10 protein-coding genes and 1 pseudogene are annotated in these 14,254 nt (G+C 70.3%); 10 read left to right on the top strand and 1 reads right to left on the bottom strand.

Annotation, left to right across the window (positions count from 1 at the left end; translation table 11 throughout):
• Positions 1-3 precede the first annotated feature (3 nt).
• From OG562_RS44830 to OG562_RS44800, 7 genes are all read left to right on the top strand, one after another.
• Positions 4-1,518: an ABC transporter ATP-binding protein gene (locus tag OG562_RS44830; RefSeq protein ID WP_266408576.1), complete on the top strand. Its 1,515-nt coding sequence runs from the start codon at positions 4-6 to the stop codon at positions 1,516-1,518.
• Complete coding sequence (locus tag OG562_RS44825) at positions 1,515-2,783, top strand: ABC transporter permease (RefSeq protein ID WP_266408575.1); 1,269 nt, start codon at positions 1,515-1,517, stop codon at positions 2,781-2,783. The genes OG562_RS44830 and OG562_RS44825 overlap by 4 nt, the downstream gene beginning before the upstream one ends.
• Positions 2,780-4,066, top strand: a complete 1,287-nt coding sequence (locus OG562_RS44820) for an ABC transporter permease (protein WP_266408572.1) — start codon at positions 2,780-2,782, stop codon at positions 4,064-4,066. The genes OG562_RS44825 and OG562_RS44820 overlap by 4 nt, the downstream gene beginning before the upstream one ends.
• A 46-nt stretch (positions 4,067-4,112) precedes the next feature.
• Positions 4,113-4,802 carry an NADPH-dependent F420 reductase gene (gene npdG / locus OG562_RS44815; protein WP_266408570.1) on the top strand — a complete coding sequence of 230 codons (690 nt, stop codon included), beginning with the start codon at positions 4,113-4,115 and terminating at the stop codon, positions 4,800-4,802.
• Between the two features lie 99 nt (positions 4,803-4,901).
• The gene (locus OG562_RS44810; protein WP_266408567.1) at positions 4,902-7,487 is read left to right on the top strand and encodes a bifunctional FO biosynthesis protein CofGH; all 2,586 of its coding nucleotides are present in this window, start codon (positions 4,902-4,904) and stop codon (positions 7,485-7,487) included.
• Positions 7,484-8,146: a 2-phospho-L-lactate guanylyltransferase gene (gene cofC, locus OG562_RS44805; RefSeq protein WP_266408565.1), complete on the top strand. Its 663-nt coding sequence runs from the start codon at positions 7,484-7,486 to the stop codon at positions 8,144-8,146. The genes OG562_RS44810 and cofC overlap by 4 nt, the downstream gene beginning before the upstream one ends.
• 450 nt (positions 8,147-8,596) lie before the next feature.
• Entirely contained in the window at positions 8,597-9,022 is a 426-nt protein-coding gene (locus tag OG562_RS44800) for a hypothetical protein (RefSeq protein ID WP_266408562.1), read from the top strand.
• Here the strand turns inward: OG562_RS44800 and OG562_RS44795 are convergent.
• Positions 9,022-9,842, bottom strand: a pseudogene (locus tag OG562_RS44795) (transposase); the annotation flags it as partial. The gene OG562_RS44800 and the pseudogene OG562_RS44795 overlap by 1 nt on opposite strands.
• Before the next feature lie 837 nt (positions 9,843-10,679).
• On the opposite strand from OG562_RS44795, the gene OG562_RS44790 reads away from it, so the two are divergent.
• The 3 genes from OG562_RS44790 to OG562_RS44780 all read left to right on the top strand — a co-directional run bounded on the left by OG562_RS44790 (position 10,680) and on the right by OG562_RS44780 (position 14,128).
• Positions 10,680-11,882 (top strand): Clp protease N-terminal domain-containing protein, encoded by a 1,203-nt coding sequence (locus tag OG562_RS44790; protein WP_266408560.1) that lies wholly within the window; start codon positions 10,680-10,682, stop codon positions 11,880-11,882.
• 94 nt (positions 11,883-11,976) lie between these two features.
• A complete protein-coding gene (locus tag OG562_RS44785) occupies positions 11,977-13,470 on the top strand; it encodes a histidine kinase (protein ID WP_266408559.1) in 1,494 nt (497 codons plus the stop codon).
• Positions 13,471-13,474: 4 nt separating this feature from the next.
• Positions 13,475-14,128, top strand: a complete 654-nt coding sequence (locus OG562_RS44780) for a response regulator transcription factor (RefSeq protein WP_266408558.1) — start codon at positions 13,475-13,477, stop codon at positions 14,126-14,128.
• Positions 14,129-14,254 lie beyond the last annotated feature (126 nt).

Genomic DNA, 14,254 nt, shown 5'->3' with positions numbered 1-14,254 from the left:
CTGATGCGACTGGAACTACGCGGCATCACCAAGCGGTTCGGCACGCTCACGGTGAACGACCACATCGACCTCGTGGTCGAGCCCGGGGAGATCCACTGCCTCCTGGGCGAGAACGGGGCCGGAAAGTCGACCCTGATGAACATCCTCTACGGCCTCCTCCAGACCGACGAGGGGCAGATCCTGCTCGACGGCCAGGAGCAGCGGTTCGTGGGACCCGGGGACGCCATGAGAGCGGGTATCGGCATGGTGCACCAGCACTTCATGCTCGTGCCCGTCTTCACGGTCGCCGAGAACGTGATGCTCGGCCACGAGTCGACTCGGTTCGGCGGTCGGCTGGATCTGCCGGCCGCCCGGGCCAAGGTCCGCGAGATCTCGGACCGTTTCGGGTTCGACATCGACCCGAACGCGAGGATCGACGAGCTTCCGGTGGGCGTGCAGCAGCGGGTGGAGATCGTCAAGGCGCTCTCCCGGGACGCCAAGGTGCTGGTGTTCGACGAGCCGACCGCCGTGCTCACTCCGCAGGAGACCGATGAACTAATGGCGATCATGCGGCAGTTGAAGGCTGCGGGAACCGCCGTCGTCTTCATCACCCACAAGCTGCGGGAGGTCCGCGAGGTCGCCGACCGGATCACCGTCATCCGCCTCGGGCAGGTCGTCGGCGAAGCCGAACCGGAGGCGTCCAACGCCGAGTTGGCCATGATGATGGTGGGCCGCAGCGTGGCGCTCACCGTCAGCAAGGAGCCGCCGAAACATGGGGATGCGGCGCTGGTCGTGGACGGACTGAGTGTCTTCGACCGGGGCGGCAGCCCGGTCGTGGACGACGTGACCTTCACCGTCCACGCAGGCGAGGTACTCGCCATCGCCGGCGTACAAGGCAATGGGCAGACGGAACTGACCGAGGCGATCTTCGGACTGCAGGACCGGCTGACCGGCAGCGTCACCCTGTACGGCACCCCGCTGACCGGCAAGTCCGTCGCCCAAGTCGTCGAGATGGGCGTCGGGTTCGTGCCGGAGGACCGTCAGCGCGATGGGCTCGTCCCGGAGTTCAGCATCGCCGAGAACCTCATGCTGAACCGGTCGGGCCGGTCGCCGTTCACCCGTTTCGGCACCCTCCGTCTCGCCGCGCTGAACGCGTTCGCGCGGCGCAAGATCACCGAGTTCGACATCCGTGCGCAGGGCATCGACACGGCGGTGGGCCGGCTGTCCGGCGGCAACCAGCAGAAGGTCGTGCTGGCCCGTGAACTCTCCCGCGACCTAAGACTGTTCATCGCGTCGCAGCCGACCCGCGGTCTCGACGTTGGTTCCATCGAGTTCGTCCACGGGCAGATCATCGCGGCCCGCGACGCGGGCATGCCGGTGATCGTCGTCTCCACCGAACTGGACGAGGTGATCGCACTCGCCGACCGCGTCGCGGTCGTCTACAGGGGCCGGATCGTCGGGATCGTGCCTGCGGACACACCGCGGGACACCCTCGGACTGATGATGGCCGGAGAACTGCCCGCGGAGGTCGCGGCGTGAACAGGACACAGCACACGGAACCCGCGGCCGTCACCGACACCGCCGAACCCCCTCCGAAGAGCGGGCCCGCCCCGGCGGACCCGACCACCGGATCAGGTCTGGTCACCGCCGCGCGACAGGCGCTGGAAGGCAACGTCGTCCTCTCGGTCCTCGCGGTCGTGGCCGCGCTCGCCGTGGTCGCGGTCCTGATCGCCGCCACTGACAGCGCCGTACAGACCGCCCTCCCGTACTTCTTCACCCGCCCGACGGACACGCTCACGGCGGCCGGCGACGCGGTCGGCGGCGCCTACAGCGCCCTGTTCCAGGGCGGGGTCTACGACTTCGGCGGCACGGGCTTCCATCCGTTGCTCGTCAGCCTGGGGTTCGCGACCCCGCTCATCGCTGCGGGCCTGGGCAGCGCCGTCGCCTTCCGGACCGGACTTTTCAACATCGGTGGGCAGGGCCAGATCCTCGTCTCCGGAGCCGGCGCCGGGTGGATCGGGTTCGCCGTACACCTGCCCACGGGCCTGCATCTCCTGGCCGCGGTCGGCGGCGGGCTCGCGGCCGGGGCGATATGGGCCGGGGTGGCGGGCGTGATCAAGGCACGCACCGGCGCGAGCGAGGTGATCCTCACGATCATGCTCAACTACGTCGCCTTCTACGTCCTCGACTACTTCCTGCACACCTCCCTGCTCCAGACGCCGGATTCGAGCAACCCGGTCTCCCCGCCGGAACTGCCGACCGCAGTCTTCCCGTCCCTGTTCGGGTCCGTGCTCAACCTCGGCTTCCTGTTCGCACTCGCCGCCGTGGGCATCGCATGGTGGCTGCTGAGCCGGTCGACCCTGGGGTTCCGGCTGCGAGCGGTGGGCGAGAACCCGGACGCCGCCCGGACCGCGGGCATCGACGTCCGGCGGACAGTGGTGCTCTCCATGCTCATCTCGGGACTGTTCATCGGCCTGGGCGGCGCTTACCAGGTCCTCGGCCAGACCACGACCGGGTTCACCACCTCCCTCGACGCGGGCATCGGCTTCAACGCCATCACCGTCGCCCTGCTCGGCCGGTCACGGCCCGGGGGCGTGCTCGCCGCAGGCATCCTGTTCGGCGTCTTCCAGACCGGCGGATACGCCATGCAGGCGTCCCAGGGCGTCTCGATCGACCTCGTGCAGGTCATCCAGGCGGTCATCGTGCTCTTCATCGCCGCGCCGCCCCTGGTCCGGGCGATCTTCCGGACCCCCGCACCCGGCACGGCGGCACAACGGCAGCGCACCAAGGAGGCATCGGCATGACGACCGTCGAAGCGACCACCAGCCAGGCTCCGGCCGGCGCCCCCCTGACGGTTCACCGTTCCTGGCGGGTGCCGATCGCCTACGGCGTGTTCACCCTGGCGGCTCTCCTCGTCCTGGTGGTGTACGGACGCGGCGGAACCACGGAGTTCACCTTCCACGGAGGTTCTGCCGAGGGGCTGGAACTGCCGTCCCTGCCGCTCGGCGTGCGGACCACGTCGATCGTCACGGTCGTCCTCGCCCTCGTCGGGTGCGTGGCCGGCGCCGTGCTGGTCCAGCGAGGTCGCCGCGCCCCGCTCTGGCTGACCACCCTGTTCGCCGCGGACCTGCTGACCGGCTTCCTCTCCTGGTCGGCCGCAGGTCACACGCTTCCTGTGGTGGCCCTGCTCAGCGGCTCTCTGGCACTGAGCGTGCCGTTGATCTTCGGCGCCCTGGGCGGGGTGATCTGCGAACGCGTGGGCATCGTGAACATCGCGATCGAGGCGCAGCTGCTGGCCGGCGCGTTCGTCGCGGCCGTCGGTGCGTCGGCGACCGGGTCGGTCGTCGTGGGCCTGGTGTCCGCCATGGCCGCCGGGATGCTCGTCTCCTTCGTCCTCAGCGCGTTCGCGATCAGGACGCTCGTGGACCAGGTCATCGTCGGAGTCGTGCTCAACGCTCTCGTCCTAGGACTGACGAGCTTCCTCTACTCCAGCGTTCTGGTCAGCAACACGCAATCGCTGAATACCGCGCCGCAGCTGTCCGTCATCGAGATCCCCGTGCTGTCGGCGATCCCCGTCCTCGGACCGGTGCTGTTCCGGCAGACCGTGATCGTCTACCTGATGTACGTCGCGGTCGCGGCCGTGACGTTCGGGCTGTACAAGACGCGCTGGGGCCTGCGGCTGCGGGCCGTCGGCGAACACCCCCAGGCCGCGGACACCGTCGGGATCGGCGTGAGCCGCACCCGGCTGTGGAACGTGGCGCTCGCCGGTGCCGTCACCGGACTCGGCGGTGCCTACTACACCCTCGCCGCGGTCAACTCGTTCACGAAGAACATCACCAGCGGGGCCGGGTTCATCGCGCTGGCCGCCGTCATCTTCGGCCGGTGGAACCCCGCCCGGGCCACGCTGGCGGCCCTGCTGTTCGGCTTCGCCAGCAACCTGCAGAACGTCCTCGGCATCCTCGGATCCCCCGTACCCAGCGACTTCCTGCTGATGCTGCCCTACGTCGTGACGATCTTCGCGGTCGCGGGGCTGGTCGGCCAGGTCCGCGGCCCCGCCGCCGTCGGGCGACCGTACGTCAAGGGATGAGCCGAATGCCGAGCGCCGAACCATACGTTTTCGAGACAGGAGCACCATGAGCACAACCGCCCCCAAGCCCGGCCCGCACGACCTTCCCGACGTCTCCGCACTCGTGGTCGGCATCCTTGGCGGCACCGGCCCCCAGGGCAAGGGCCTGGCCTACCGGCTGGCTAAGGCCGGACAGCAGGTCGTGATCGGTTCCCGGACCGCAGACCGGGCCGAGACGGCCGCCGCCGAGCTGGGACTGGGCATCTGGGGCGCCGACAACCAGGCCACTGCACGGGACAGCGACGTCGTGATCGTCGCCGTGCCCTGGGACGGCCACGCGGCCACCCTGGAGGCGCTGCGGACCGAACTCGCCGGGAAGATCGTCGTGGACTGCGTCAACCCGCTCGGCTTCGACAAGGAGGGCGCCTACTCCCTCAAGCCCGCCGAGGGCAGCGCGGCCGAGCAGGCCGCCGCGCTGCTTCCCGACTCACGGGTCACGGCAGCCTTCCACCACCTGTCCGCCGTGTTGCTCCAGGACCAGGGGGTCGAGGCCATCGACACCGACGTGATGGTGCTTGGCGACGAGCGCGCGGCCACCGACGTCGTCCAGGCCCTCGCCGCCCGCGTCCCCGGCATGCGCGGCGTCTACTCCGGACGGCTGCGCAACGCCCACCAGGTCGAGTCGCTCGTGGCCAACCTCATCTCCGTCAACCGGCGTTACAAGGCCCACGCGGGCCTGCGTGTGACCGACGTGTAGTGGCGTCTGGCTAGCTGCGTACCGAATGTCGGAGATGCCTGCCTCCGTCATCAAAGGAGGGTAGGGCGGGTGAGACACGATCGAGAGAGAAAGATTTCCATGACCTGGGCAACCGGCCTCACCGAGAACTCCATGCGTCGCGCTCTCAAACGCGCCCGGGACGGCGTCGCCCTCGATGTCACCGAGGCGGCCGTCCTGCTCCAGGCCCGCGGCGAGGCCCTGACCGACCTGGCCGCGTCGGCCGCCCGTGTCCGCGACGCCGGTCTCGCCGAGGCCGGCCGCCCCGGCGTCATCACCTACTCCAAGAGCGTATTCATCCCGCTCACCCGGCTGTGCCGGGACAAGTGCCACTACTGCACGTTCGTCACGGTCCCCGGCAAGCTGCGCCGGGCCGGGCACGGGATGTTCATGTCGCCGGACGAGTTGCTGGACGTGGCACGCAAGGGGGCCGCGCTCGGCTGCAAGGAAGCGCTGATCACGCTTGGCGACAAGCCGGAGGACCGGTGGCCGGAGGCCCGGGAGTGGCTCGACGCGCACGGGTACGACGACACCATCGCGTACGTCCGGGCCATCTCGATCCGGATCCTGGAGGAGACGGGGCTGCTGCCGCACCTCAACCCGGGCGTGATGTCGTGGACGGACTTCCAGCGGCTCAAGCCGGTGGCCCCCTCTATGGGCATGATGCTGGAGACGACCGCGACGAGGCTGTGGTCGGAGCCGGGCGGCCCGCACCACGGCTCGCCCGACAAGGAGCCGGCGGTCCGGCTGCGGGTCCTTGAGGACGCGGGTCGTTCCTCCGTCCCCTTCACGTCCGGCGTGCTCATCGGGATCGGGGAGACGTACGAGGAGCGGGCCGACTCCCTCTTCGCCCTCCGCAAGGTCTCCCGCGCCTATCACGGCGTCCAGGAACTGATCATCCAGAACTTCCGCGCCAAGCCGGACACCGCGATGCGCGGCATGCCGGACGCGGAGCTGGACGAGCTGGTCGCCACGGTGGCCGTCGCCCGGCTCCTCATGGGCCCGTCGGGCTGTATCCAGGCCCCGCCGAACCTCGTCGACAGCGAGTACGAGCGGCTGATCGGCGCCGGGATCGACGACTGGGGCGGGGTCTCCCCGCTCACCATCGACCACGTCAACCCCGAGCGCCCCTGGCCGCAGATCGAGGACCTCACCGCGAAGTCCGCGGCGGCCGGCTTCGAGCTGCGCGAACGCCTCTGCGTGTACCCGGAGTTCGTCCGGCGCGGCGAGCCCTGGCTGGACCCGCGGCTGCGTCCGCACGTGGCCGCGCTCGCCGACCCCGAGACGGGGCTCGCGCTCCCCGACGCCGTGGTCGAGGGCCACCCCTGGCAGGAGCCCGAGGAGGTCTTCGTCGCATCCGGCCGCACCGACCTGCACACCACCATCGACACAACCGGCCGTAAGGCCGACCGCCGCGACGACTTCGACGAGGTCTACGGCGACTGGGGCGCCCTGCGCGAGGCGGCGGCACCCGGCATGCTCCCGGAACGCATCGACACGGACGTACGGGACGCGCTGCGGGTGGCCGCCGACGACCCGACGAAGCTGACCGACGCGGAGGCGCTGGCGCTGCTGCACGCGGACGGCGCCGCGCTGGACGCCCTGCGCGGTGTGGCCGACGACGTCCGCAAGTCGGCGGTCGGCGACGACGTCACGTACATCGTCACCCGCAACATCAACTTCACCAACGTCTGTTACACCGGCTGCCGCTTCTGCGCGTTCGCCCAGCGCAGGACGGACGCGGACGCCTACACCCTCTCCCTGGACCAGGTCGCCGACCGCGCCCAGCAGGCGTGGGACGTTGGCGCGGTCGAGGTCTGTATGCAGGGTGGCATCCACCCTGACCTACCCGGCACGGCCTACTTCGACACCGCGAAGGCGGTCAAGGAACGCGTCCCCGGGATGCACGTCCACGCCTTCTCCCCGATGGAGGTGGTCAACGGCGCGACCCGCACCGGCCTGTCCGTCCGCGAGTGGCTGACGGCGGCGAAGGAGGCGGGCCTGGACTCGATCCCCGGCACGGCGGCGGAAATCCTCGACGACGAGGTCCGCTGGGTCCTCACCAAGGGCAAGCTGCCCACGGCGACCTGGATCGAGGTCATCGAGACGGCCCACGAGGTGGGCCTCCGCTCCTCCTCGACGATGATGTATGGCCATGTCGACCAGCCCCGGCACTGGCTCGGCCACTTCAGGACGCTGGCCGGGATGCAGCAGCGGACGGGCGGCTTCACGGAGTTCGTGACGCTGCCGTTCATCCACACGAACGCGCCGGTGTACCTGGCGGGCATCTCGCGCCCTGGCCCCTCGATGCGGGACAACAGGGCGGTGACGGCGATGGCCCGCCTCCTGCTGCATCCGTACATCCCCAACATCCAGACGAGCTGGGTGAAGCTGGGCACCGAGGGCGCGGCGGAGATGCTGCGCTCGGGCGCCAACGACCTCGGCGGGACGCTGATGGAGGAGACCATCTCCCGGATGGCAGGCTCGTCGTACGGCTCGTACAAGTCGGTGCGGGACCTGATCGCGGTGGCGGAGGCGGCGGGCCGTCCGTCCCGGCCCCGGACGACGCTGTACGGCGAGGTGTCCCAGGAGCGGCAGCAGGCGGCGCGGGTGTCGGACGGTCGCCTGCCGGAGCTGCTGCCGGTGCTGGAGGAGGGGAAGCGGTGAGAGGGGAAACGTGGACGGCGGTCGTCCCGGTCAAGCCGTTTTCGATCGGGAAGTCTCGTCTCGGCCCTGCGACGGTACACCGGGAGCGTCTGGCGCGCGCTTTCTTCCTGGACACGCTTGACGCGGTGTTGAGCGCGCTCTCGGTGTCACGCGTCATTGTCGTGACCAGCGACGCGGATGCGGCAGCCGACGCGGCGAACAGAAATGCGGCGGTGGTGCACGACTCGCCCGGCGGAGGGCTCAACCACGCGATCGTGCGTGGCGTCACGAGCGCCCGGCGAACACTCGCCAGCTCCGCCGTGGCCGTCGTCACAGCCGATCTACCGTGTCTTCGCGCGGCAGATCTGGACAGAGTGCTGCGAGCGGCACAAAACCACTCGCGTGCGTTCGTCCCCGACCATACGGACAGGGGCACGACAGTGCTGACCGCTGGACGCGGACATCGCTTGCGACCTGCATTCGAGGGATCGTCCCGGCAACGCCATCTGGACTCAGGGGCAGTGGAGTTGCGGCTGCAGCACGCTCCCAGTGCCCGGCTCGATGTGGACACGATCGAGGATTTGGGGGCCGCGGCGGTCTTCGGCGTCGGCACGCACACTGCGGAGTTGCTCACCGTTCACCTGCGTCGGCGCGATGACTCAGTAGTCGGGTGGAGCTGAGGGTCAGGGCGTGCACAGGCCAACGACGTGCCTGGCTTGCACGGCTTCGTGGCTGGCCTCGGCCGGGGCCCCGACGCCGTCGTCGCCTGGCCCAGCCTCAGCTCCGGCACCGTCGAGGCCACGACAACAAGATCATGCCTCAGCGGCAGATGTATGGCCGAGCCGACCTTCAGAAGCCGTTGTCCTTCCGGTCGTCAGCGTTGAGTTTCCGCTGTTCAGGCATGGTTTCGGTGCCGTTGAGGGAGGCATGGGCCCTTCTGTTCGTCGGGAACGGCAGGGAGGCTGCTGGTGGCTTCGGTGACGGGCCTGCGCATGCATCGGGCCGACGACCAGGACACCCTGGACTGATCCGCGCCCTGATGAGCATGAACGTCACGCTGATCCTGGTCGGCGTCGACATCCTCGGCTCCGGACTCCTGCGGCAAGACACTGGGATGTCACGACTCGCCAGTGGGTGATGCCACCATCCCGCACGCGCGCTTCCACGGGCTGGAGGCCACGCAGACCGAACGCCGCTTCGACCTGGTCGAACTCGACGGCTTCCGCTACACCACCCCCGACCAGATCGCCGCCTTCCACGACCACCTGGTCGGCCTGGAGGACAGCCTGCGTCTGCTGAAGGCAGAGCCGGGCCTGCTCACGGTCGGCACCATGTCCGAGTACCTCATGCGCCGCACCGACGGCGTCGTGGGACTCCTCGCACCGTGGGCGACGCGATCTCGGTGCTCGGGCATGGTGGAGTCCCGGCGCGGTGGTCGGGTTCTCCAGGTTCCTTCGGGTCGTGGGCGGTCAGGTGATATTGCCGGCCAGTCGGCCGGGCGGGGCAGCGCGGCAAGGCGGTGGAAGGCGTTGACCAGCTCGTTTCTCCAGGGCTAGGTCGCCGGGATCCGCAAGCGCAGACGGCGGCCGCCGCGGGTGAGGCGTGCGGCGACGTGCAGCAGCCGGTAGCGGAGCTTCTTCGGCTCGGCAGCCGCGAGTTCGCCGTCCAGCAGCAGGACGCGCGTCCAGGCCAGCAGGTCGATCGCCGTGAGGCTGAGTTCGAGCCAGGCGGCGTTGACGTTGAAGTCGCGGGAGGGAAAGCGGACGAAGCCGGTGGTCTTGCCGCACCGGATGTGGTCCTCGACGCATGCGTGCCCGCGGTGACGGACCTCCAGGAACTGGGCGGAGCCGCCACCAGAGTAGGGGGTGTCGGTGAGGAACACCTGATGACGCAGGCCCTCGTCCTGGTCGAACAGGGACAGCTGGGCTCCGGGGTGCGGCCGCTCGCGGCGCACGATGATGCGGGTGTCGGCCGGATAGCCGTCCAGCTCGATCATGCCGGTCAGTTCGGCGACCTCGGCGCCGTCACGCAGCATTCCGTCCTGGTTCAGGGCGGGGTGCCAGAGTCGGTCGGGCATGACCCGAATGGCGCGGCGGACCGGCTCGGTGATGGCATATCCGACCGAGAAGTAGGTACGGATTCCTCGGCCAGCGAGGCGAGGGCGGTGTCATCAATAGGATCATGTCCGGTCCCGCGTGGCCGAAGCGGCCTGAGCGCGGCGCAGTACGCGGCGGTCAGCCCCGTGGCATCGGCCAGATCTGCCAGCAGCCGTGCCCCGGCATGACCGACCACCCCCGAACCATCGGCAATGACCTGGCCCTTGGGACGCAACCCGATAGCCTGCACGTAGAAAGTGCCCTCCGCCTGGACCGACAGAACCCCTCAGCAAGGTTCACCGTCCCAGGTCAGGAAGGCACTTTCGTATTCCCGCCTCAACAGCCGCCGCACCCAAGCGAAACGGCGAGGTTAGGGCGTGGCTTCCAGTGGACTTCACCAGCGTCGCCAGCGCAGTTCTACGCCTCCAAGACGTTCGCACGGATCAGCCGGCCTAAGAGGTCGTCCAAGTCGGTCGTCGAGCCGCTCGGTGCCGATTTCCGGATCGGGCTGGAGGAGGCGGACCTCAGGCGGGTCGCCGACGTCATTCCTCCGGCACTCGACTTCGACCCGTCGGCACTCGACCACGAATCCGCCGCCTACGTCACCGCCGTCCACAGGCCCTCGGAGCTGACGCTCCGTCCTGACGACTGCCTCCCCTCCTCGTCCGAGCGAGCGCGAGCAGGCAAGGGCGGCGCAGGAGCAGCGGTCCATGGTCGGCCGGTGGGCTGCTCGCGTCAGCAAGGGCCGGGTGTCACTGTCTCCGTTTGCAGCAGTGTCCCGGTGTTGGGCTCGAGTGTGGTGCTGGTCGCCATGAAGGGCTGGGCCTGCCCTTGTGGTGACGGAACGGAGAGATGCGGGTGCGTCAGCGGCGGTCAACGAGCTGACTGCGGGGTGGAGTCGGCGACGCAGGAAGCGGACGGTCGTCGTACGACGGGGTGCGCCGGGTCGCTGATGTTCCGTAGCCGGTGTGCCGATCGGACCGGGAGTGTGGCCGGTCGGCCGACGCGGTGTCGCGGGGGGCGCGTCTAGCGTCGTTCGAACCAGGCCACCGCGCTTCGAGGGGAATGTTCGATGGATCAGCGAGGGACGACCGGAGCACACGTTGACGCTGCGGCCGTGGTCGGAGCGACCACGGAGTTCGAGCCGGACGTCATGGACCTGCTCGTGCAGACGCTGCGCCGTGCGGTCAGGAGCGAGTTGCCGGCCGTGGGGACGGACACCCTGCTGGGCGCGCTCGTGGTGGGGGACACGGACGCCGGTGCGGCGATCGCCCCGGGGATGCGGAAGGCCGGTGCGCTCAGCGGCGTGATCTCCGGCCGCGCGGGCCGCGGTTGGGCGAGCGACGACGAGGTGCACCGTGCGCCGCTCGCGGCCGGCGCGGAAGCCGATGGGGTGGAGGTCGATGCGGCCTGGCGCGAGGCACGGTGGCGTTTCGGCCTCGGTTCGCGCGGATCGGCTTCGGAGAGCGGCCCGGTGCTGCCGGGGATGACCGGGGCGATGCGCGCGTGCCTGCTGCTCGCGCTCAGGTCGGCCCGCACAGAGGGGACGACAGAGGTGCGCTGCCGGCATGTGGCCCGTGCCCTGCTGGACCTGCCGGACAGCAGGGCACGGGAAGCCCTGCTGCTGCAGAGGCTGGATCCGGCCGCCGCGGCAACCGCGCTCCACGGACTGGACGCGAGCGCCCCGGAGGAGACCGAGGGACCGGAGTCCCGCGGCGTCACCCTTCTTCGCCGGGCCGGAACGCTGGGCAAAAGCGGTAACCGCATGACCCGCGCACTGACTTCGTGGACCTCCGGGGCCGCCGTGAACGGCTCACCGGTTCTGTTCGCGGTGAACGTCGAGGCCGTGCGGCAAGCAGTGCGGTGCGGGCGGGCGGCGGCGGAGCCGGTGGATCTCCTGCTGGGGATACTGGCCCTGGACCGTGCGCTGTCCGTTGCCGGGCGCTCGCTTCCCGGGAGTCTGTCGGAGGCCAACGCTGCTGCGGCTCTGCTGCGCCGGCACGGCGTACGGCAGGTTTCCCTGGTCTCTTCGGCTTCGGTGACCCCGTCCGCCGCTGTTCCCGACGGCGACCGTGTGCGGCTGTCCGCCGCCGCCGACCGGACCGTGGCGGCCGCGCGGCTGGCCGCCGCCGAGCACGGTTCGCCCACGGTCGGTACGGTCCACCTGCTGTCCGCGCTGCTCGGCGCGACGGCGACGGCGACGGCGACGGCGACGGATGCGGACGCCGGGGCCGGTGGTGTGGTCGTACGGCTGCTGGCCGCCGACCACGTGGACGTGGCCGCGTTGCGGGCAGAGCTGAGCCTCCGGCTGGGCGCATGACCCCCGGCGCCCGCCGTGCGACGACCGCCGCCGCGGCAGCTACCGTTCCGCCCGGGAGATCCACAGTGGCGGGACAGGGGTGATCATGAGTCAGGTGCCCGAAGACACACAGTCGTTGCGCCCGTCCGTACGGCTGGGACGCACGCTGACCGGTGTGCCTCGGCGGGTGCGCCGCGAGGCGGCCGACAGCTGGGCGGCGGTGCGTGCCGCCGAGCGCCGTACGGTCGTCGTCGAGGCGCTGCTCTGTACCCTGACGGCAGCCTTCTGCCTGCTGCCGCTGCTGCCTGCGCCCCCGGAACGGTTGGCGTCGGCGGTGCTGGAAGGGGTGTGGGCGGCGCTGGTCGTCCCCGCTCGGCGCGGTCGGCCGGTCGCCGCCGTTGTGTGCGCCTCCCTGCTGCTCGTGGGTGCCAACGTATGGACGCTGGCGGTGGCGCCGCTGGTCGTGCTGTCCGCCACCCGTCGTATCGCACCGCCACGGCGTGCGTGGCAGACCGCCGGGGTGGCCTGCGCCGCCGTCGGTGTCCTGACCGTCGTCTCTGCCCTGGTGCACTCCGAAGCCCTGCTCTTGGAACTGGCCGGCAACGCGGTCTCCGCCGTGCTGCTTGTGCTGCTCCCCGCCCTGGCAGGGACCCTGCTGGGGCGGCGGCGGCCCCTGGTCAGCCTGCTGCGGGAACGCAACGCCTATCTGGAACAGACCCGCACGCTGACCGCCGCGGCCGCACGAACGGAGGAACGGACCCGGATCGCCGGAGAGATGCACGATCTCCTGGGCCACCGGCTGAGCCTGATCTCCGTGCACGCCGGGGCGCTTGAACTCGCCGCCGGGCGACAGGCGCCCGCCCTCGCCGGACAGGCCGAGCTGCTGCGCACGACCGCCGGTACGGCCATGGGGGAACTGCGCGAAATCCTCGGGGTCCTGCGGCACGAGGACGTCACGGACCTGACGGACAGGACCGGGGACGAGAGGGGAACGCGTGAGGACGTCACCGCTCTGGTGACGGAATCCCGGCAGACAGGAAGCACCGTCGAGCTGGACTGGTCCGTTCCCGACCCGGCCGAGGTGGACCTCCGTACGCGTCAGGCGATCCACCGGGTGGTCCGCGAAGGGCTGACGAACGTGCTGAAACACGCATCCGGCGCGCCCACCAAGGTGGAGGTGAAAGGCACCGGCAAGGGGATCGAGGTGTCCGTCACCAACGAGGCGCCGCGCGCGGCGGGCCACTCCCCAGGGGGAAGCCGCAGCGGGCTGGCCGGCTGCCAGGAACGGATCTCGTTGCTCGGCGGCGCGTTCGAAGCGGGCGCCTTGCCGAACGGCGGTTTCCGCATGGCGGCTTGGCTGCCCACCCACGGGAAGCCCCTTCAATTCGCCGCGCTGGAAGGGGCCTTCACCGAAGCCCCGCCGGGCACGGCCCGCCTTCCCTCCGGCGGCTCCTTCGGCGGCTTCGGGCAGGAAGGGGCCCATGCCCCGCTCTCGGACGAGATCCTGACCTGGCCCCGAGTCCTGGGATCGGGCTGCGTGGCGCTGCTCGTGGTCCTGCCGACGGTGGGCTTCCTCGTCGTACTGCTGACGACGGCAGCCCTAAGATGAGCTGATGATCCGAGTCCTGATCGCCGACGACGAGGCGCTGATGCGTGCGGGAATCCGGCTGATCCTGGAGAACGCCGAGGACATCGAGGTCGTCGCCGAGGCGGGCGACGGTCGGGAGGCCGCCGCGGCATGCCGCGCCCAGGACGTCGACGTCGCCCTCCTCGACATCCGGATGCCGACCCGGGACGGAATCGCGGCCGCCGAGGACATCGCCCGTCTCTCGCCCCGCACCTGTGTCGTGATGCTGACGGCATTCGGCGAGGGAGCGAGCGTGACGCGCGCCCTGCGGGCCGGGGCGAGCGGATTCCTCCTCAAGGACACCGGCCCCGCCGAGCTGATCCGCGCCGTGCAACTCGCCGCGAGGGGTGAACCGGTCCTGGCGCCCAGGATCACCCGGCAGCTGCTGGAACGGCACGTACGGTCCGGCCTGGACACCGAGGCCGCTCTGCGCAGGACCGACGAGCTGACCCCGGCCGAACGGGATGTCCTGCGGCTGCTCGGCACAGGCCTGTCCAACGCCGAGATCGCCGATCAGCTGTATCTGAGCGCCGGCACGGTCAAGGCGCACATCAGCCGGATCCTCACCCGCACCGGCTGCGCCAACCGCGTACAGGCCGCCGTCCTCGCCCACGACGCCGGGCTGCTCACCGACCGTTGAGCCGGGTCCTCCGCAGTCCCGCACAAGCGAGTCCCGCACAAGCGGACGGGGTGGCCCGAACCGGACCAGGGCAGCATATGGCGCGTGCGCGCCCACCGCACGACTTGGACGGGCCGGACGACTCCT

This window comes from Streptomyces sp. NBC_01275 (assembly GCF_026340655.1).
Taxonomy (GTDB): Bacteria; Actinomycetota; Actinomycetes; order Streptomycetales; family Streptomycetaceae; genus Streptomyces.
The sequence above is the reverse complement of the archived record's forward strand: the minus strand, read 5'-3'. Positions and strand labels throughout refer to the sequence as shown.